The 19,049-nt window shown below is 69.1% G+C and carries 16 protein-coding genes; 8 read left to right on the forward strand and 8 right to left on the reverse strand.

The window, feature by feature from the left end:
- Positions 1-159: 159 nt before the first annotated feature.
- Both SYV04_RS09670 and SYV04_RS09675 read right to left on the reverse strand, forming a co-directional pair.
- Positions 160-609, reverse strand: coding sequence for a hypothetical protein (locus tag SYV04_RS09670; protein ID WP_321545385.1), 450 nt, complete (start codon positions 607-609; stop codon positions 160-162).
- A 99-nt stretch (positions 610-708) separates the two neighbouring features.
- Positions 709-2,190, reverse strand: a complete 1,482-nt coding sequence (locus tag SYV04_RS09675; protein ID WP_321545386.1) for a potassium/proton antiporter — start codon at positions 2,188-2,190, stop codon at positions 709-711.
- A gap of 71 nt (positions 2,191-2,261) precedes the next feature.
- Here SYV04_RS09675 and SYV04_RS09680 point away from each other — a divergent pair, with 71 nt between their 5' ends.
- On the forward strand, positions 2,262-4,037 hold the full coding sequence (locus SYV04_RS09680; protein ID WP_321545387.1) for a monovalent cation:proton antiporter-2 (CPA2) family protein: 1,776 nt from the start codon (positions 2,262-2,264) through the stop codon (positions 4,035-4,037).
- A 10-nt stretch (positions 4,038-4,047) separates the two neighbouring features.
- Complete coding sequence (locus SYV04_RS09685) at positions 4,048-5,481, forward strand: sensor histidine kinase (protein WP_321545388.1); 1,434 nt, start codon at positions 4,048-4,050, stop codon at positions 5,479-5,481.
- Between the two features lie 19 nt (positions 5,482-5,500).
- On the opposite strand, the gene SYV04_RS09690 is transcribed toward SYV04_RS09685, so the two are convergent.
- From SYV04_RS09690 to SYV04_RS09700, 3 genes are all read right to left on the reverse strand, one after another.
- Positions 5,501-7,297: a methyl-accepting chemotaxis protein gene (locus SYV04_RS09690; protein ID WP_321545389.1), complete on the reverse strand. Its 1,797-nt coding sequence runs from the start codon at positions 7,295-7,297 to the stop codon at positions 5,501-5,503.
- Between the two features lie 133 nt (positions 7,298-7,430).
- Complete coding sequence (locus SYV04_RS09695) at positions 7,431-8,261, reverse strand: iron-containing redox enzyme family protein (RefSeq protein ID WP_321545390.1); 831 nt, start codon at positions 8,259-8,261, stop codon at positions 7,431-7,433.
- 308 nt (positions 8,262-8,569) lie between these two features.
- Complete coding sequence (locus SYV04_RS09700) at positions 8,570-9,169, reverse strand: NUDIX hydrolase (protein WP_422723925.1); 600 nt, start codon at positions 9,167-9,169, stop codon at positions 8,570-8,572.
- A gap of 84 nt (positions 9,170-9,253) precedes the next feature.
- Between SYV04_RS09700 and SYV04_RS09705 the strand changes: the two genes are divergently transcribed.
- Together SYV04_RS09705 and SYV04_RS09710 are read left to right on the forward strand one after the other, a co-directional pair.
- On the forward strand, positions 9,254-10,666 hold the full coding sequence (locus tag SYV04_RS09705; protein WP_321545391.1) for a sigma-54-dependent transcriptional regulator: 1,413 nt from the start codon (positions 9,254-9,256) through the stop codon (positions 10,664-10,666).
- Between the two features lie 176 nt (positions 10,667-10,842).
- Entirely contained in the window at positions 10,843-11,937 is a 1,095-nt protein-coding gene (locus tag SYV04_RS09710; protein WP_321545392.1) for a TetR family transcriptional regulator, read from the forward strand.
- Positions 11,938-11,954: 17 nt separating this feature from the next.
- Here the strand turns inward: SYV04_RS09710 and SYV04_RS09715 are convergent, their stop codons facing one another.
- Complete coding sequence (locus SYV04_RS09715) at positions 11,955-12,494, reverse strand: hypothetical protein (protein WP_321545393.1); 540 nt, start codon at positions 12,492-12,494, stop codon at positions 11,955-11,957.
- A 106-nt stretch (positions 12,495-12,600) separates the two neighbouring features.
- On the opposite strand from SYV04_RS09715, the gene SYV04_RS09720 reads away from it, so the two are divergent.
- Both SYV04_RS09720 and SYV04_RS09725 read left to right on the forward strand, forming a co-directional pair.
- The gene (locus tag SYV04_RS09720) at positions 12,601-13,653 is read left to right on the forward strand and encodes a hypothetical protein (RefSeq protein WP_321545394.1); all 1,053 of its coding nucleotides are present in this window, start codon (positions 12,601-12,603) and stop codon (positions 13,651-13,653) included.
- Positions 13,654-13,674: 21 nt separating this feature from the next.
- Entirely contained in the window at positions 13,675-15,048 is a 1,374-nt protein-coding gene (locus SYV04_RS09725) for a serine/threonine protein kinase (protein ID WP_321545395.1), read from the forward strand.
- A gap of 170 nt (positions 15,049-15,218) precedes the next feature.
- Here SYV04_RS09725 and SYV04_RS09730 read toward each other — a convergent pair whose 3' ends face one another.
- Positions 15,219-15,719, reverse strand: coding sequence for a hypothetical protein (locus SYV04_RS09730; protein ID WP_321545396.1), 501 nt, complete (start codon positions 15,717-15,719; stop codon positions 15,219-15,221).
- Between the two features lie 409 nt (positions 15,720-16,128).
- On the opposite strand from SYV04_RS09730, the gene SYV04_RS09735 reads away from it, so the two are divergent.
- Positions 16,129-16,410: a hypothetical protein gene (locus tag SYV04_RS09735; RefSeq protein WP_321545397.1), complete on the forward strand. Its 282-nt coding sequence runs from the start codon at positions 16,129-16,131 to the stop codon at positions 16,408-16,410.
- 10 nt (positions 16,411-16,420) lie between these two features.
- Here the strand turns inward: SYV04_RS09735 and SYV04_RS09740 are convergent, their stop codons facing one another.
- Positions 16,421-17,029 carry a DUF998 domain-containing protein gene (locus tag SYV04_RS09740; RefSeq protein WP_321545398.1) on the reverse strand — a complete coding sequence of 203 codons (609 nt, stop codon included), beginning with the start codon at positions 17,027-17,029 and terminating at the stop codon, positions 16,421-16,423.
- A gap of 114 nt (positions 17,030-17,143) precedes the next feature.
- Here SYV04_RS09740 and SYV04_RS09745 point away from each other — a divergent pair, with 114 nt between their 5' ends.
- Entirely contained in the window at positions 17,144-18,982 is a 1,839-nt protein-coding gene (locus tag SYV04_RS09745; RefSeq protein WP_321545399.1) for a hypothetical protein, read from the forward strand.
- Positions 18,983-19,049: the final 67 nt, after the last annotated feature.

Here is a 19,049-nt window from a genome sequence, read left to right on the forward strand (position 1 = left end):
ACCTCAGCAAGATGGATTTTCGAGGGCGCTCCGGACCCGTGCCCGGTGCGAGCCGTGGGCTCGAACGCGCCCGCCATCGCGATGCACCCGGCGGGTTCACGCCAGGACTTCGCGGTACACACGGAGCAGAGGAGCTGCCCGTGCGCTGTCTGGACGGCATCAACCCCGGAGGGGAGGTCCTCGCAGCGGCCGCGTGACGATGGTCGGGCGATCCGCCCCATAGCCATCTGTGACAGGCACCGCCAGGCGCCGTATCCGCCGCACCAGGGCCGCGATGATGGCGTCCTGCCGAGCGCGCAGCGCGCGTTGCCCGGCTTGGACATCCGACGAGAAGCCCGCTCGCCCCCGCGCCGAGCCCAGCGGGCGGTGGAGCTGCAGCGCGCTCGCATCCCACGCGCCCGCGCTCAGCTCGCCCTGGGAAGTGGCGCGGTCCTGCGTGAGCGGCTGTCCCAGCTCGACGCTCCCGCCAAGGCCCCACGCGCCCTGCTCGAACCGGGCGTCCGCCAAGGACACCCGCTCACGCTCCCGGGACGCCTTGGCCCCCTCCTCCAGGCCACTGGCGAGCGACGCCAGCACGAGCGCCGCCACGGCGGCGAGCACCAGCAGCACCCCACGCCCGAGGCCAGCGTTGCAATCTGTCGAGCCGGGCGAGCGCACGAGGATGCGAGTACTACGCGGGTGTTGGACAAGTAAAGCGTTGCCCGCGCCCTACTCGTCCTCTTGCTGGCCGAACATGAGCCGCAGGAAGGGCAGGTCCTCCGAATGCGAGAAGACATACACATGGTCCCCCGCCTGGAGGAGGGTGTCGCCCTTGGGAGCCACCAGCTCCAGGCCTCGGACGATGAGCATGGCGGCCGACCCGGGGGGAAAGGGCAGCTCCGAGATGCGGGCGCCCACCGAGGCCGAGGCCGTGTTGATGTAGAAGGCGCTCAGCTCGCCGTTGAGCAACTGGGTGGAGGCGATCTCCAGCACCGCCGGCGGCGCGGCGGGCACGTTGGCCGCCAGCCCCAGCTTGCGCGTCACCCAGGGCACCGTGGCTCCGGGGATGAGGCCGTTCACCACCACGATGAAGAAGACGATGTTGAAGAGGTTCTTGGCCCCGGGCGCCCCCGCCAGCACCGGGAAGGTGGCGAGGATGATGGGCACCGCGCCGCGCAGCCCCACCCAGCCGGTATAGACGATCTCCCCCGCCGGGAAGCGGAACGGCAGCAGGCACAACATGACGGCCAGGGGCCGGGCGATGAAGGCCAGGAAGAGGCTCAGGACCAGCCCCACCCCCGCGACCCCGAGCAGCTCCCCGGGGAAGACCAGCAGCCCCAGCACCAGGAACATGGCCACCTGGGACAGCCACGCCAGCGCGTCATGCACCCGCAGCAGGCCGGTGCGGTAGCGCAGCGTCTCGTTGCCCAGCAGCACCCCCACCGCGTAGACGGACAGGAAGCCGCTGCCATGGAAGAGCGTCGGTAGCCCGAAGGCGATGAAGGCCAGCGCCAGCGTCAGCACCGGGTAGAGGCCCGCCGCCTGGAGCCGCAGGCGCTTGACGAGCAGGCGGCCCGCCCAGCCGATGGCCAGCCCCATGCCTCCGCCCACCACCATCTGGACCACGGCCTCCAGCGCCAGCTCCCAGCCTGGGTTCTCGCCCTTCGCGAGGCTGTGGGTAAGGGCCACGGTGAGGATGACGGCCATCGGGTCGTTGAGGCCGGACTCCAGCTCCAGCGTGGTGCCCACCCGACGCTTGAGGTGCAGCCCGCTGCCGCGCAGCACCGAGAAGACGGCCGCCGCGTCCGTGGAGGAGACGATGGCTCCCAGCAGCAGGGACTCCGTCCAGGGAAAGCGGAACAGCAGGTGCGCGGCCACACCCACCAACACCGCCGTGGCCACCACCCCCAGCGTGGCGAGCACGGCCGCCGGGCGGATGGCGGAGCGCACCGCGGACAAGGGCGTGTTGAGGCCGCCGTCGAAGAGGATGAGCACGAGCGCCACCGTGCCCAGGCGGAAGGAAAAGCCGTAATCCTCGAAGGCAATGCCCCCCGGCCCATCCGAGCCGGCCACCATGCCGATGACCAGGAAGAGCAGCGCCACCGGAATCCCGAAGCGTCCCGAGGCGCGACTGAACAGCACGCTGAGCGCCAACAACACGCCGGAGAGCAGCAGCAGGAAGGCGGTAGGCAGCGGCTCCGTCGAAGGCATGGGCGCGGCCACTCTACCCGAGCGATGGGGGGAGATTGTTCCCCGACGCGGGGCTGTGCAATGAGGAGGACATGTCCCTCCTCCACCAGGCCCTCGTCTTCCTGGCGGCCACCGTCGTGGCTGTTCCCCTCTTCAAACGGCTCGGGCTGGGCTCCGTCCTGGGCTACCTGGCCGCGGGCATGGTCATCGGTCCCTGGGGGGTCGGCGCCGTCTCGGACGTCGAGAGCATCCTCCACTTCGCCGAGTTCGGCGTGGTGCTCCTGCTGTTCCTCATCGGCCTGGAATTGCAGCCCTCGCGCCTGTGGGAGCTGCGCAAGACGGTGTTCGGCCTGGGCGGCCTCCAGGTGGTGGGCTCCGGCGCGCTCCTGGCGGGGGTGGGCATATTGTTGGGGCTCAAGCCAACCACCGCCCTCATCGCCGGCATGGGCCTGTCCCTGTCCTCCACCGCCTTTGCCTTGCAATTGCTCGCCGAGAAGAACGAGCTGACGTCCGACCACGGGCGCGTCGCCTTCGGCGTCCTCCTGTTCCAGGACCTGGCCGTCATTCCCCTGCTGGCGCTGCTGCCGCTGCTGGGCACCTCCGACATGCCCTCCACCGAGCCCGGGTGGCTCTCGACGCTCAAGGCGGTGGGCGTGCTGATCGGAGTCGTCCTCGCCGGCCGCTATGTCATGCGCCCGGTGTTCAAGGCGGTGGCCTCCTTCCACAGCCAGGAGCTGTTCACCGCCACCGCCCTGCTGCTCGTCGTCGGCACCGCGGCGCTGGTGAGCGCGGTGGGCCTCTCCATGGCCCTGGGCGCCTTCCTGGCCGGCGTGCTCCTGGCCGAGTCCGAGTTCCGCCACGAGCTGGAGGCCGACATCGAGCCCTTCAAGGGCCTGCTGCTGGGCCTGTTCTTCATCGCCGTGGGCATGTCGGTGAACATCGGCCTGGTGCGGACCAGCCCCCTGCTGGTGCTGGCCCTGGTGCTCGCGCTGGTGGCCATCAAGGCCGCGGTGCTGTTCGCCATCGGCAAGTGGAGCCTGCGCGGCACCGAGTCCGCCCTCAGCCTGGGCATCGTCATCTCCCAGGGCGGCGAGTTCGCCTTCGTGCTGTTCGGGCTCGCGGTGCAGTTCCACGTGATGGACAAGCCGCTGTCGGAGCTGCTCGTGGTGGTGGTGAGCCTCTCCATGGTCACCACGCCGCTGCTGTTCACCGCCTACACGCGGTGGGGCCGCCCCCGCTTCAACAAGAAGGCGAAGCGCGAGTTCGACGTGGCTCCCTCGGAGGACAACCCCGTCATCATCGCCGGCATGGGGCGCGTGGGGCAGGTCATCGCCCGCCTGCTGCGCGCCAAGCGCATCGGCTTTACCGCCCTGGACTCCAGCCCGGAGAACATCGACTTCCTCAAGCGCTTCGGCAACATGATCTACTACGGCGACGCCTCGCGGCTGGACCTGCTGCGGGCCGCGCGCGCGGAGAAGGCGCAATTCTTCGTGCTCGCCATCGATGACGTGGCGGCCTCCGTCCGCACGGCGGAGACGGTGCTCCAGCACTTCCCCCACCTCACCATCTTCGCCCGGGCCCGCAACCGCCAGCACGCCTACCAACTGCTGAACCTGGGCATCAAACACGTGACGCGCGAGACGTGGAGCTCCAGCCTGGAGATGGCCGGCGAGCTGCTCGAGGAGATGGGGCTGACGTACTCCGAGAGCCACAAGACGATCGAGCGCTTCCGGGAGCACGACGAGAAGCTGCTGCAGTCCGTCTACCCCTTCCACAAGGACGAGAAGAAGCTGACCGAGATGGCGGCCAAGGCCCGCCAGGAGCTGGAGAGCCTCTTCGAGAAGGACGCCGAGCAGAAGGCCTCGTAAGGACTCCGCCATGAGGCTCAACTCGCTCTCGGCGCGGTTGCTGCTCGCGTTCCTGCTGCCCACGCTCGGCTTCTTCGGGCTCATCGGCACGGTGGGCTACGCCCTGGCGCGCTCCATCCTCGAGGACGAGCTGGGGCAGAGCCTGTCGGCCATCGCCGCCGCCACCGCCAGCCAGGTGAGCGGCGAGCGCATGCTCACCATCGAGCCGGGGGACGACGTGCAGGGCACGCGCACCTGGCGCAACCTCACCCGGCTCCTGGAGGAGGTGCGGCAGGCCAGCGGCATGCGCCGCGTGTACGTGGTGGATGTGCAGGGACGGGTGCGAGCGGACGTGGGCGGCTCGCTGCCCGTGGGCGCCGAGGTGCCGGAGCTGGCCCGGGACCGGCGCGAGCTCTCCTTGGTCTTCGCCGGGGAGCGCGCCGCCAGCCAGGTGCTCTTCACCGGCTCGGACGGGCGGCTCTACAAGACGGGCTATGCGCCGGTGCGCCAGGAGGGCGCGGTGGTGGGCGCGGTGGCCGTGGAGGGCAGCGCCGTCTTCTTCGGCCCGCTGGCCCGGCTCTCGCGCACCTTCACCGTGGCCAGCGTCCTGGCCCTGGCGGTACTCGCGGCGGTGGCGGTGCTCACCGCGCGAGGGCTCGCCCGACCGCTGCGGCGGTTGATGGACTCGGCGCTGCGCATCGGCCGGGGAGACCTGACGACGCCCGTGCCGCCCGAGCCCACCCAGGAGATTGGCGTGCTCGCCCGCGAATTGGAGGAGATGCGCGGGGCGCTGGAGAGCCGGGACCGGCAGCTCAAGCTGATGCTCGCGGGCGTGGCCCACGAGGTGCGCAACCCCCTGGGCGGGATTGAATTGTTCTCCGGCCTGCTCGCCGAGGACTTGAAGGAGGGCAGCACCACCGAGGCCGCCAGCCACGTGGGGCGCATCCAGCGCGAGGTGGGCTACCTGCAGCGCATCGTCGAGGACTTCCTGGCCTTCGCGCGGGAGCAGCCGCTGCACCGCGCCCCTGTGGAGGCCCCTGCCCTGCTCTCCAGCGCGTGCGAATTGCTCGCCGTGGAAGCAGAAGCCAAGGGCATCCAAGTCCAGGTGGAGGCGGCGCCCGCCCTGCTGGAGGCGGACGGGAGCCTGCTGACCGCGGCGCTGGTGAACCTGGTGAAGAACGCCGTGCAGGCCTCGCCCTCGGGGCAGCCGGTGCGCGTCGTGGGCCGGGTGGAGGCCGGGCGCTACGCCATCCAGGTGAAGGACTCCGGACCCGGAGTGCCCGAGCCGGAGCGCGAGCGCATCTTCGAGCCCTTCTTCACCACCCGGGAGAAGGGCACCGGCCTGGGGCTGCCGCTGGCGCGAAAGATCGTCCGGGCCCACGGCGGGGAGCTGGCCTTCACCTCCACGCCCGGGGACACCACCTTCACCCTGACGCTGCCGCTCCAACAGGGGAGCCCCTCGTAGGGCCCCCCAAACCTCGGCCTCAGTTCACGGTGAACTGGCTGGCCATCTGGCCCACTTCCGTGGACACCGCCTGCAGCGTCTCGGTCGCCTGCTGCGTCGACTCGAGCCGGCGCAGCGTCGCGTCCATGATCTGCGACAGGTCCGCGATGGCGCTGAAGATCTGCGAGATACCGGCGTTCTGCTGGTTCACCGCCGCGACGATCTGCCGCATCGCCGCCGAGTTCTCCTGCGACAGCCGCGACAGCTCACGCAGGCTGTCGGACGAGGCGCGCATGCGCTCCAGACCGCCGGCGATGTCGCGCGAGCCCTGCTCCACCATGGTGGCCGCCGCCCGGATGGCGCCGATGACTTCGCCGAGGATGCCGCGGATGCGCGTGGTGCTCTTCACCGACTGGTCGGCCAGGGCGCGAATCTCGCGCGCCAGCACCGCGAAGCCCTTGCCGTTCTCGCCCGCGCGCGCCGCCTCGATGGCGGCGTTGACGGCCAGCAGGTTCGACTGGTCCGCCATGTCCTTCACGGCCTCGGTGATTTCGCCGATCTGCGTGGCGCTCTCGGCCAGGCGGTTGAGCTTCACCTGCATGGCGTCCACGAACTGCTGAATCGTGGAGAGGCCCTGCATGCTCTGCTCGATGGCGGCCTCGCCCTCGTGGCCCAGGTCCTCGGCGCGACGCGCCACCCGGAGCATCGCCTCGGCGCGCTCGGCCGTCATCTGCGAGGTCTGCTTGATCTCCTGCGACGTCACCTGCGTCTGCTGGATGGCAGCCGCCTGCTGGTTGAGGCTCTGCTGCTGCTCGTTGTTCGCCTCGCCCAGGTCATTGCCCGCCGTCACCAGCCGGCTGGCCGACGAGGCCAGCGTCTCGGGGATCTGCCGCAGCTTGGAGAGCACCGCGTTCAGCGCGGACGCCAGGTCCCCAATCTCGTCCGTGGACACCCACTCCGGCGAGGAGATGCGCCCGGAGGCCAGGCCGGTAATCGCGCTGCCCACCGCCGTGGCGCCCAGCGCCTGGCGGCGCGCCAGCAGGTACGTGGTGATGGTCGGCAGGACGATGACGAGCACCGCCACCCAGGGCAGCGCGTAGGCCAGGTCCACGAACAGCGAGGCGCTCAGCTTGGCCACCTCTTCGGCGGACTTCGGGTCGCCTGCCTTGATCATCCCCTGGACCTGGTCGAGGCCGCCGCGCACGCCAATCAACTTCACCACCACCACGCAGCTGCTGAGCACCAGCGTGGCGATGATGGAGGCGACGAACGTGTAGGGCAGGAACCAGGACTGGCGCGGCCAGAAGATGCCGCTGCCCTTGAGCTCGATGGTGGGGTGCGCCTTGCGCTCCTCCATCGCGTGCGGCAGGCAGAGCTTCTCCAGGCTGATGCCGAAGGGGAAGGACACCACCACGCCGAAGCAGAAGGCCACCGCCGTGCCCAGGAAGATGCGGATCGGCTCCTTGCCGTACGCCAGGCACACCGGCAGGGCGAAGCTGAAGCCGCCCAGCGTCCACGCCACATAGGTGGTGAAGAGGCTGGCGCGCCACGGCAGCCGGAGGATTCGGGCCAGGCGCTCTCCCGGCGCGTCTCCGGGCCGGTGGCGCAGCGCGCGCGAGCTCAGCGTCCGGATGGCCACGTACGGATACACGAAGCCGTACACGCCGATGATGATCGGCATGATGACCACCACCATCTGCGTGGCGTCGTCGCTCGCCAGGCCCACCACCATCGCGATGAGGTAGGCGCAGATGAGCGCGGGGGCGAACACCCACTTCAGGAACAGCGTGCTCCCGCGGCGGGCAAAATCTTTGATGAGCTGATCGTCGTTGGTCATGGCGGCTGCCCCCCCCGTTCCGGGCTCACGCTGAAGGACGTGAGGCAGCGGGTGGTGTGCTCACCACACGCTTGGACGTGAGAAGGGTTGGATCCACGGGCCGCATTCAACCCGAGAATCCTGCCGCTGTGAACTACCCCGCTTCGGGAATCTCGGCGGCGTAGCAGGCCTCCCACACCTTGGCCAGCAGCTCGAGGGACTTGCGAGCAGCCTCGGTCACCCGGGCCGGCTCCTCGCTCAGCGGGTTGGTGGCCGCCTTGATGATCTCCAGCGCCTCGTGCGGGTGCGCATCGTCATAGCGGGCGTGCGCCTTGAGCCACATCATCGACACGCCGTCGATGCGGGCGCCCTCGGCCGCGTACTCGCGGAAGTGCTTCTCGACGCCGTGCGTCCATACGCCCGTCACGCCCTCGACGGCCCAGTTGGAAGCCGCCACGCCCTCGGCCAGGGTGCCCTTGGCGCACAGCTCCATGAGGTAGGTGTGCAGCTCCATCACCTCCGGCATCGGCGTGTGGTTGAAGAGCTGCTCCGGATCAATCCCCGTACCGGCCGCCCAGTCCAGCCACCACTCGGAGTGCTTGGCCTCCACCGCCATGTTCTGCAGCAGCCAGCGGCGGGCGCTGGAGTCACCCGGGCGCTTGCCGTAGGTGGTCTTCGCCAGGGACAGCCCCATGTACTTGGGGAAGTTCTCCACGATGAAGAAGCACTCGGTCAGCATCCGCTGCCACACGCGCAGGGGGGGGCGCTTGCCCTCGGCCGTCTCCTTGAACAGGCGCGGCCAGCACGCCGCCTCCCACTCGGTCTTCACCGTCTCCACCATCGCCGTAATCCACTCCGGGTGCGGGGTGGTGGCCAGCGCCGGCGGGTTGTAACGCCGCGCGGGGGCCTCGGTGGCAGAGCGCTTCGCCAGGGGCAGGGGCTGGGTCTTCTGGGGGGCCGCAGTGTCCAGGGCGACGGTCGACATAGTGAACTCCTGAGTTTCTATGTGAGACGGAATCTTACCCGCTTAGGGGGGAGGAAAGCAAGCTGACGGGAATTTTTCTGGGACTCTGGAAAAAAAGAGTCGAATTACGTTCTATTTTTCTAGCCGAACCGGAAAAAGTTGCGTGCCAGCTTGCTCCAAACGGAGCCGAACCGGCCTACCTGTAGGTTGTGCAGCGCCCGGCTTCCGTCCAAGCCCTCTTCTCACAGGCACGTTGGCAACTGAACAGCCTAAGGCTCCGGTTCATGAGAGCTGTGTTCACTGCTAGAGAAGGTGGGTTAATACGCACCTCAACGGCTCGTCGGGTGGAAAGCAGAACGCGCTTTTTCTAGCAACCTGCGCAGGGGCGGTTCATCGGCACGTTCCAGCGCCGCGCCCCACTCCAGCCACTGCGCCCCAAAGGACTCGGCCGGGTCATGCGCCAGGGCCTCCGGGTCCTCGGCGACGACGAGGTAGCGCACATCCAGGTGGAGGTGCTCGGGCTCGTCCTTGCGCGCCGGAATGGTGTGAATGTCGACATCCAGCGGGCGAGGTGCGGAAGGGTGGAGCTTCACCCGACACCCCGTCTCCTCCTGGGCCTCGCGCAGGGCGGTGGCCTCCATGCTGCCGGCGTCCGCCTCGTCCGCGTGGCCTCCGGGCTGGAGCCACCGCTTGAGCTTTCCATGGTGGAGCAGCACCACGCGGTTGCCCGTGGGGTCCACCACCACGGCGCTGCCGGTGAAGTGGGCCTCGGGCTGGGCGCGGGAGAAGGGGCGCGAGAGCCGGGCGGCGAAGGCGCGCATGCGCTCCAGGTCCTCGCGCTCCTTGGCATCCGTGGGCACGTGGCGGGCCAGCAGCCCGGCCAGGGAGGAGTCCGACTCCGTCATGGGCATGGAAAGGGTAAATCGCATGTGGCCCCGCGATGCCAGTCCACTTTGGTGGGCTTGTGGCGGCTAGTGACACCCGCCCCCTTATTGGAGGAGAAGGCTCCCCTCATGGCTCGCATCCTCGTCATCGATGACCACGACACCCTCCGCGAGGGGATGACCGTCACCCTCACGCGCTCGGGGCACACCGTGTCCGCGGCGCGCTCGGGGGCCGACGGGCTGGCGGCCTACAAGAAGGCGCCGTTCGACCTGGTCGTCACGGACCTGAAGATGGACGGGATGGACGGCATCGCGGTGACCAAGGCGCTCAAGGCGCTGGACGCGACGGCGGTGGTGATGGTGGTGACGGCCTTTGGCACCATCGAGACGGCGGTGCAGGCGATGCAGGAGGGGGCCTACGACTTCATCACCAAGCCCTTCCCGCCCGACGTGCTGCGGGCCAAGGTGGACAAGGGGCTGGAGCTGTCGACCGCGCGGCGGCAGGTGGAGAAGCTCTCGGCGCGCACGGCGGCGCACGAGGCGGACGCGGCGCTCACCCACGGCAGCCTGGTGGGCGACAGCGAGCCCATGCAGAAGCTGCTCACGCAGGTGCGCAAGGCGGCCGCCAGCGACGCCACGGTGCTGGTGCGCGGCGAGAGCGGCACCGGCAAGGAGCTGGTGGCCCGCATGCTCCACCAGCTCTCCCCGCGCAAGGAGGGCCCCTTCGTGGTGGTGCATTGCGCGGCCCTGGCGGAGACGCTGCTGGAGAGCGAGCTGTTCGGCCACGAGCGCGGGGCCTTCACCGGCGCGGTGAAGCGCAAGCTGGGCCGCTTCGAGCTGGCTGACGGCGGCACGCTCTTCCTCGATGAGATTGGAGAGATTCCGGCCTCGGTGCAGACCAAGCTGCTGCGCGTGCTCCAGGAGAAGGAGATTCAGCGCGTGGGCGGCGAGGAGACGCTCAAGGTGGACGTGCGCGTGGTGAGCGCCACCCACCGCGACTTGCAGGCCGAGGTGAAGGCGGGCCGCTTTCGAGAGGACCTCTACTACCGGCTGCACATCGTCCCGCTGAACCTGCCCCCGCTGCGCGAGCGGCCCGAGGACATCGCCGCCCTGGCGCGCCACTTCGTGGCCAAGCACTCCGCGAAGGTGAACCGGCGGGTGAAGGGGATGGAGGACAGCGCCCTGCGCGCCCTGGCCCGCCACGCCTGGCCGGGCAACGTGCGCGAGCTGGAGAACGTGGTGGAGCAGTCGCTCGTGTTCGCCGAGGGCGAGCTGCTCACCGAGGCGGACCTGCCCTCGCACCTGAGCACGAGCGCGCCGCGCACGGACGCCACCGGCCTGCCCATCCCCCACGGGGACCGTCCCCTGCCCGACATCCTCGAGGACATCGAGCGCCAGCTCATCGCCCGGGCCTATGAGAAGGCAGGCGGGGTGAAGACGGAGACGGCACGCCTGTTGGGCATCAAGACGTCCGCGCTGTACTACAAGCTGGAAAAGTACGGCTTCATCTCCAAGGGCGAGCGCCCCCCGGAGGAGGGTTGATCCCCTCGAAAATCCACCACCCCCTGGCCGCCCTGCCGTGACTTTCCACCACTCCCCGGCCCGCCTCCGGTGTCCCCCAGGCGCCGAACCCCCTGGAAATCCTCGATTTTTGTCGTGAACAAAAGCGCGGGGGGCGCGTTCGGGCTGGCATCGCCCTTGCTCTAAGGTAGGACGTCATGAAGCGCCACCTCCCCTCCTTGCTGCTGTGCCTGCTGCTCGGCGCCCCCGCGTGGGCGGCCTCCGAGCTGGAGGCGGTGCGCGCCAAGGCCCAGGTGGCACGCAGCCAGGTTCGCACCCTGCGCGAGCGCCAGCAGGCGTTGCGGCTGGAGCTCAACGGGGTGGCCGGGCGGATTGAAACCCTCAAGGCGGAGCGCCAGGGCAAGCTGACGGCGGGCCCGGAGCTGGAGCAGGCGCTGCGGCGCTCGCAGGAGCTGAGCGGCGAGCTGACGGGGCTGGCCCAGGCGGTGTCGGGCGCGGAGGGTGAGTCGGAGCGCTCGCACCTGGCGCTGTACACGACGCTGTCCGAGGAGCTCTCGCGGGTGCGCGCGGCGTGGGACTCGGCCACCGCGCGCGAGGAGCGGAACCGGCTGCTGTCGCGGATGCGCGAGCTGCGCACCGAGCGCGACGCGGTGCGCTCGGCGCTGCCCACCTCGCGGGTGCCGGCGCTGAGCCGGGCCGAGGCGAGCGATGACCCGGAGGACTTGCTGGAGCAGGCCGACGCGCTGCGCGACTCCGAGGACAAGGTGCGCCAGCGGCTCACCGTGCTCAAGGCCCGCATCACCGAGGTGCGCGAGGAGAAGGCGCTCGAGCGGCGGATGAACGACTTCCTCGGTGAGGAGTCGATGTTCGACGAGCAGGACCGGCGCCTGCGGCTGCGCCTCAACGCCAGCCAGGATTTCGAGGTGGACGCGACGCCCTCGCCCCGCCGCGATCCGTACCTCGCGGACGATGCCGAGGTGGGCCACATACAGAACCCTCCGGCTGCCCCTGGGTCGGATCGGCCACCCGAGGGGGGTGCGCCCATCGGGACGCCTCCGGGCACCTCCCCTCCGACCCTGCCCACCCCGTCGGATCCGGCACCCAGCACGCCCTCCGCCCGCGCGAGCGACACGCGGCCTCAGGTGGAGGCCCTGCGCGCACAGCAGCTCGCCACGGGGGACTTCGATGACCTGGGCTCGCTGGAGGCCGAGGCGAAGCGGCTGGAGTCCCTGGCACGCGAGCTGGATTCCCGCGCCAGCACGCTCGAGCGCAAGGTGCGCGAGCTGGAGTAGCCAGCCCGCGGCGGGGCTCAGAGCAGATCCACCTGAGCGCTCAGGGTGACAACGGCCTGGAGGCGCACCTCCTGCTCAGGCATGCGCCCCTTGCCGCGAACGATGATGCTCATGGAGGGGGCGGCGACGAAGGGCTGCAGCTCCACGTCCTCCACCTCCATCCTCAGCACGGGGTTGGGAGCCTGCAGGCCGAGCCGGGAGATGTCCTGCTTTCGGGCGAAGCGCTTCTCCTGGTCGCCGGCCTTGGCGAAGAACTCGAGGGTGTCCAGGAAACCGAAGTCGGCGTCATCCGGGCTGAGCAGGCGCAGCTCGATGGCCTTGGGCTTCACGGAGCTGACCTCGTCCTTGGAGACGCCCTGGTTGCGGAAGTCCGGGTTCTGGTCGAAGTCGAGCCCGGCGAAGCTGCCAATGGCGGGGAAGGCGTTGAGCAGGGTGGTGACGCCGGGAGGGCCCTTGGCGACGGTGGTCTCGCCTTTGAGCTCCGAGTCGAAGGAGACGGGGGCGCAGGCAACGAGGCCGAGACAGGCCCAGGCGGACAAGAGCAACGCGAGACGCATGGGGTGACTGTAACGGGGAGGCGGGGCCGCGTCACCGCCAGCGCTGGGAGCCCTGGCCTCTCGTGAACAAGGCGTGCGAACACTGCCCACGGTATGGTGCCTGGGCGTGTCCCGCCTCCTCTCCGCGCTCCTGCTCGCCCCCCTCGTGCTCGCCAGTGGCGCCCACGCGGCCGACGTGGAGGGCTCCTTGCGCGTCACCGGCCGGATGCTGGTGGACTCGAACGCGCCGCGGGACTTCTCGGATGACCAGCCCGGCGGCGACCCGTCGCCGGACATGGCCTTCAGCTTGCTGGGCGCGGCAGAGGCCCGGGTGACGGGCGAGCGCTTGCAGTTGGTGGGCCGCTACGAGCTTGGGGGCCGGAAGTACCTGAGTTACGCGGACGAGGACGTGCTGGTACAGGCCGCGGCGGTGGAGGGCTCGACGGTGCTGGGCACCCAGCTGGCCGTGGGCGTGGAGGGGCGCGGCAAGGACCGGCGGGGCGGCAGCCGGGACTACTCGGACCTGGGGGCGGGCGCCTTCCTGGAGTACGCCCCGGAGGTGCGCCTGGCGCTGCGGGTGCGGGCGGGGGCGCACCGCTTCGTGTACCGCCCGGATGGCCGGGCGAACTTCGGAGGCCCCGAGGGAGGTTTCCTGGGGCGCTATCGCTTCAACCGCCGGCATGCGCTGAGCGTCTTCGGCGACTACGGCGCGCGCCGCTACGGGGTGGAGGCGCGGCTGCCGCCAGGGCGAGAGGGCCCGAGCCTGGGGCGGCGCCAGGACGGGGCGCTGTCGGCGGGAGCGGGCTACACGTACCGGGGCGCGTGGGCGCTGGGGCTGACGTACACGTACCAGGAGGTCAGCTCCAACAGCTTCGGAGAGACGGTGCTGCGGCACCGGCTGAGCGGGAGCGCGGGGCTGAGGCTGCCCTGGCGCCTGACGCTGCTGGCGCAGGGAGCGGTAGGGCTGAGCCGCTATCCGGACGGCATCTACCTCTCGCCGGAGATCATCCTCGTGGAGGAGGATGAGGGGCAGAACTCGCTATCACTCAAGCTGGCGCGGCCGGTGAATGAGCACATGGACGTGGAGCTGTCCTACGGGCTCTACAGCACCACCCTGCAGCGCAATGAGCTCTCCTATTTCCGGCAGGTGGTGGGCCTGGGGCTCACCTGGCGGCTGTAACTCAAGGGGGAGTCGCGAAAGATGACGCGCTTGCGGAAGCTGGATCCGTACTGGCTGCGGGCGGGAACGGAGGTAGGGCCGTGGAAGGTGAAGGCCTTCCACGCCGGGGGCTCCTTCGGAGCGGTGTTCCGGGCGGTGCTGGTGGGGCGCGAGCATCGCGGGCTGGTGGCGCTCAAGGTGGCCTGGTACCCCTCGGATCCGCGCTTCCAGCGAGAGGTGGAGCTGCTCTCGCGTCTGCGCCACGGCAACGTGCCCCAGCTGATGGGCCATGGGGAGTGGAAGTCCGAGGACGGCGTGGCCTACCCCTATCTGGTCATGGAGTGGGTGGAGGGACTGCCGCTGGAGGAGTGGGCCGGAAGGTACAACCCCTCCTCCCAGGAGGCGTGCCGGGTGCTGGCGCAAGTGGCGCGGGCGCTGGAGGCGACACACGCGGCGGGCGGGCTGCACCGAGACGTCAAAGGCGGTAACATCCTGGTGGGGCGCCGCGCCTTCCTCACGGACTTTGGCGCTGGGAACTACAGGGACGCGCAGCCGCTGACCCACGATGGCTTCCCTCCCGGGACGGACACGTACCGCTCCCCCGAGGCGTGGGAGTTCGCGCTGCACCGGCCCCGCAACGCCATGGTCAGCTACCAGGCCCGTCCCTCCGATGATGTGTACGCCCTGGGAGTAAGCGCCTTTCACCTGGTGACGAACGCGTACCCGCCCTCGATAGACGTGCGCGAGGACGAGACAGGCGCGTCTCGCCTGGTGTGGACGGCGCCCCGACCGCCCCGGGAGCTCAACGCCCGTGTGTCTCCAGAACTCGCCGCGCTCATCCAGCGCATGGTGGCGGAGAAGCCCGAGGACCGCCCCACCGCGGGCGAGCTGGCCGAGTTGCTGGAGAAAGCCGCCAGGAATCCAAGTCCAGGAGCGGACCGCCCCCTCTTCGCGCACCTGGAGCAGGCGCGTGCCGACGCCGCCGAGTGGGCGCGCGGGCAAGAGCGTGAACCCGCCTGGAAGTTCGTGTGCGCGGTGCTCGGCGGAGCCCTCGTGGCGGTGGCCATCTGGTGGGCGCTGGGTCACGTGCGGGAACAGGTGGTCAGGCCCAGTGCAGACCATGCGCCCCATCCGGTAGGGCTCGGAGACACCACACGGCCTGCGAGCGACTCCCAGGAAGAGGTGCCTTCCAGCCACGAAAAAAACCTGGGGCTGCCCGTGCCCGAGAAGCCCTTCAAGGGCCAGCGGCGCGCGCCCCGGTGTCATCCATCCGTGGAGGTCAACATCAACGGAGGCTGCTGGATTGAAGCCCCCAATGTGAAACCCCCGTGCGGAGATGAGATCTACGAGTGGAAGGGGCGTTGCTACGTGCCTACCCTCTCCCCGCCACGGCCCCCAACCTCAGAGACGCCGTAGCAGGGAATACGAAATGGGCGGCTCTGCGCTCCAATGAAGCAGAGCGCGGAGCCGCCTTTCATTCACTACGGGCTACATCGCCTGGGAAGCCGGCTCCACCTCCGGCAACTCTCGCACGGAGTAGACATCGAGCCCACGCGCTTGCTCTCGTTGGCGACGACATCCGCCGATCAATCTCGGAGCTGCCCCGACTGGGGGTTGTTGGCGAGATAGATGTCCACCTGCTGCTCCACGTTGGCGGCGAGCTGGGGGTCGAGGTGCTTGAGGATCTCCCACTCCACGCCCAGCGCCCGGCTGAAGACGGGCTTGGAGGCGGAGTGGGGATCGCCCTGGACGTAGTGGGTGGCACCATCGCTGCCGCGCTTGCCCGCATCGCCAGAGCTGCCGCCCATGCCTGGGTGTGGGGCCGTGCGTCCCCCGGTCACCCAGACCACCTGCTGCGCGCGCACCACGAAGTGGCCATCCGACTGGTGCTGCCCAATGACGAGGACCTTGCTCCAGCGCGTGAGGGTGTCGAGGTCTCCCTCGAGCTTCCAATGGGTCCGAACGGAGAGGGGCCCGCCGCCGGGGGCAATCACATAGCCCTGCTCATTCAGGACGGCCCGCGCCGCCTCCATGACCTGCTCGGCGGGCAGGGAGTAGGTGACCTCGGCGCTCGTGCGCTCCAGCAAGGTCCGGCGGGCATCTCGAGATGTCGCGCACCCGGCGCCCAGAGCCAGGAGGGCGGTCATGGTGAGCCAACATCGCATCGATCCACCTCGATAGAGCACAGGGACATTAGGCAAAGTCGTCACCCAGGGTGGCCCTTCTATCAGGAGTAGCTGCGCGGGCACGGTCTCCCTCCCATCACAGGGGAAGTTCCTGGGCCTCTTTCTGGATGAAGAGTCTCTCATCAGGAGGACCATCCATGCCCCCCGAGGACAACACCCCTCAGGTGCTACCCCCCTCACGCCCAGACGCTTGCTTCTACCGCCCCCCTCAGGCCATGAGAGCGCTGGGCTGGAGGAGGGACACCCACCTCCCACTACCGGAGCGAGTCAGGAAGGCGGCACTGGCTCGCCACCCCTTCTATGGCCCGCCGTGCTCGCCGAGCTCCTCTCGACCTACCGGGTAGAGCTCTCCAAGCAAGAGAGCAAGCCGGAGTTGGAGCACCGCCTGGAGGAAGCCACCCAGGATGCTCGGGAACGGCGATGGCAGACCCGGACCACCCTGAGGTTGCTCGCGCTCACGTACGTGGCTCTGCTCATGCTCGCCCTCAGCCTCGCGGTCTGGGGGGACGCCAAGCAACAGGAGTGGGCTCTCGGCGCGCTGATGACCATTCTGGGCTCCAGCCTGGGCTATCTGGTGGGCCGGAAGACCTGAACCGTCTGCCTCAGCGCGCCATCCGCCTGAGGTAGACGCCACAGGCCACGATCCACAGCAGCATGCACGTCTCGATCACCCGCTGCACCAGGCCCACGAATGGGAAGGCGGGCGATAGGAACAGAAGGGAGACCAGAGAGAGAACGCCGCCGCTCACACCGAGCACCCACAGGTGCCGGGCTTCGGGCCAGCTCCGAGCTTGAGTCCCGAGGAGGATCAGCCCAACGCCTCCGGAGAAGTAGCCCGTTGCGCCCACGAGGTTGTGAATCGCCTGCGAGAGACTCGGCTCGACCGGGCGACAAGCCTGCTCACAGGGGAGGAAGGCCGCGACCCCGTAGCCGAGCGCGAAGAAGGCGACTCCCATCAACCCCAACAGCGTCACGGGAGACCTGGGCAGTGCCCTGGACGCAAAGAAGGCAAACGCGCAGAGCAACACGCCGGCAGGGAGGAACCCAGCGAAGCTGACGAGCTTCCCATGTGGCGCCTCGCGCGCCCCCAGCTCACTGATGAACTGGGAGAGATGGCTGTAGTTCGGGAAGGCCGCGCCGCCCAGCACCGTCAGCAGGAGGATGGCGAGCGCTCCGAGCGTTCCTGTCGTGAAGGCGAGCTTCGCAGCCAAGATCCATCCTCCTGCTCCAGTCGCCTGCCGAACCACGGGAGATATGACCGAGATAGCATGAACGCCTTGGTCGAGACTCGGAACTCGGTCGGAAGGCCCCTTGGGAGAGCGTGCATGACCGATTCCTACGACCAGGATTGCGAGGCGACCTCGCCCAATGGCCGATTCACCCTGGAGGCCCGCGCCCAGCGAACCTCCCGCTACCGGCTGCTCGACAATCTGGGAGGTGCTGGCTCCTCGCCCTCGGTCGTCTGGGAGCGGTGGCAAAGCGAAGGCGAGGACGGGCCGCACGAGGTGCTGGTATCGGACGAGGGCTGGTCGATCCTCCGCACCCACGGCTACAACCCCGAGGTGATCGCCGTGTCCCCGGCTGGGCACGAAGTGGTCCGGGTGCTCGTCGGCAATCAACGCCCTCCCGAGGATGGCTCGCCAGAGGCGTCGAACCCCCACAAGGCGCGGCGGTACAAGTGGCCGGTAAGGACTCGCGGCTATTTGACGGGAGGCCGTGGATGGGAGTGGTTGAACTCGTGGCCCTACTTCTTCCAGATGGAGGGCACGGCCCTCTTCGTCTGGCGGACGTCTTTGGGCCAGCGGCTCATCCTCGACCTCACCCACGGAGCCCTGCTGCCGGATGACAGCCCGGCGCAGACCGCCCTCACCCTCAGGATGGCCGAGGAGGAGAAGCGCGGAGCATACCGCTTGCTCTCGAACCTGACGGCCCAGTTGTACGAGGTCCAGGAGGTCCTGGCACGCCGCGCGGATGTCGCGGACGAGAGAAACCATCCCCTCCGCGTCAAGCTCTGGCGCGTGCCGATCGCCTTCCAACTGGTGGGCCAGTATCGCCTCCAGGAGTGCCTGCCATTGCTCCGGTTCTGGGAGGCCGCGCTGGGCCCCGAATGGTCGATGGAGGCCCAAGCCTTCCGCCCCCTCATCCACCATGCCCTGCGGCTGCTAGGAGCCGAGCCCACGGGAGACGCGGCCTACCACTTCCGTCATCCCCAGCACGAACGGTTGCCAGTGCCCGAACATGTGCCCCACCGGCGCGAGCGGGCAGCGGAGCTGGATCCCAGCCTCCAGGAGGTGCCGCCCTATTGGCTCCAGTCCTTGGAACGCGGGATGGATCATCAAGAGCTCCCACCGGAGGAGCTGGCTGAGCCCGCGAAAGAGCTCCCCCCCAGGGTGACGACCATCGCGGCTCCCCCTCCTCGTGACCGTAGCGGGCAGTTCGAGGCGCTCCGCTCCGCCCCGCACTGGCAGCCCTTCATCCATCTGATCAACGGATGGTTCCGCCAACCTCTCTCCGCGGAGACGGGCATTCCCGCCGACGAAGTGGAGGAGCGGGAACACGCATCCCGCCGACCGCTGCCGGTCCTGCTGCGGGAGTGGTATCTCCTGTTCGGCAGGCACAAGAGCTTCTGCGGCGAGGAGAGCACCGACTACGAGGTGCCCCTCGAGCGTGTCTGGGGATCGGCTCGCTATCTGCGCGTCTACGGGGAAAACCAGGACGGTTGGTACTGCGGTGTCCTCAATGAGCACCTGGCGCTGCCCGACCCGCCCGTCTATTTCGACTCGCGCGCGATGCCCGTCAGCGACCTGGACCTGGACTACACACCGGAGCTCGTCGATGGGCACTTCATTCAAGTGTGCGACAAGCTTTCGGACTTTCTCCTGGGGGTCGCCGCCCGGCAAATCACGATTCGCACGGGTCCGTCCTCTCTCCTCCGCGCTGGCGTTTGCGGGGCGCATTTCCCCGAGATCCTCGGGATCGACTTCGAGCTCCGGGCGATGTTCGCCTTCCCAGGCGGGTACACCCCTTTCATGGGTGAGGATGTCTTTGCTGTGAGTGAATGGGGCTTTGCCGCGCGCACACCCGAGGCGTTCGCCAGGGTCGAGCAGGCCGCTCAGGCCTCCGGGTGTCCGCTTTCACCATCGTTCGCCTGGAGGGTGGATTGAGTTCCAGTGGAAGCACGGCGCCGAAGCGGACATGCCGTGTGTCAAAAACGCGGCACCTCGCGGAGGG

Origin of the sequence: Hyalangium ruber (genome assembly GCF_034259325.1) — a bacterium.
Taxonomy (GTDB): Bacteria; Myxococcota; Myxococcia; order Myxococcales; family Myxococcaceae; genus Hyalangium_A; species Hyalangium_A rubrum.

Coding starts and splice junctions, on each gene's coding strand:
- SYV04_RS09675 (WP_321545386.1), bottom strand. CDS start 2,190: ATGCCTTCGACGGAGCCGCTGCCTACCGCCTTCCTGCTGCTGCTCTCC.
- SYV04_RS09705 (WP_321545391.1), top strand. CDS start 9,254: ATGGCTCGCATCCTCGTCATCGATGACCACGACACCCTCCGCGAGGGG.
- SYV04_RS09700 (WP_422723925.1), bottom strand. CDS start 9,169: ATGCGATTTACCCTTTCCATGCCCATGACGGAGTCGGACTCCTCCCTG.
- SYV04_RS09685 (WP_321545388.1), top strand. CDS start 4,048: ATGAGGCTCAACTCGCTCTCGGCGCGGTTGCTGCTCGCGTTCCTGCTG.
- SYV04_RS09715 (WP_321545393.1), bottom strand. CDS start 12,494: ATGCGTCTCGCGTTGCTCTTGTCCGCCTGGGCCTGTCTCGGCCTCGTT.
- SYV04_RS09745 (WP_321545399.1), top strand. CDS start 17,144: ATGACCGATTCCTACGACCAGGATTGCGAGGCGACCTCGCCCAATGGC.
- SYV04_RS09725 (WP_321545395.1), top strand. CDS start 13,675: ATGACGCGCTTGCGGAAGCTGGATCCGTACTGGCTGCGGGCGGGAACG.
- SYV04_RS09690 (WP_321545389.1), bottom strand. CDS start 7,297: ATGACCAACGACGATCAGCTCATCAAAGATTTTGCCCGCCGCGGGAGC.
- SYV04_RS09695 (WP_321545390.1), bottom strand. CDS start 8,261: ATGTCGACCGTCGCCCTGGACACTGCGGCCCCCCAGAAGACCCAGCCC.
- SYV04_RS09710 (WP_321545392.1), top strand. CDS start 10,843: ATGAAGCGCCACCTCCCCTCCTTGCTGCTGTGCCTGCTGCTCGGCGCC.
- SYV04_RS09680 (WP_321545387.1), top strand. CDS start 2,262: ATGTCCCTCCTCCACCAGGCCCTCGTCTTCCTGGCGGCCACCGTCGTG.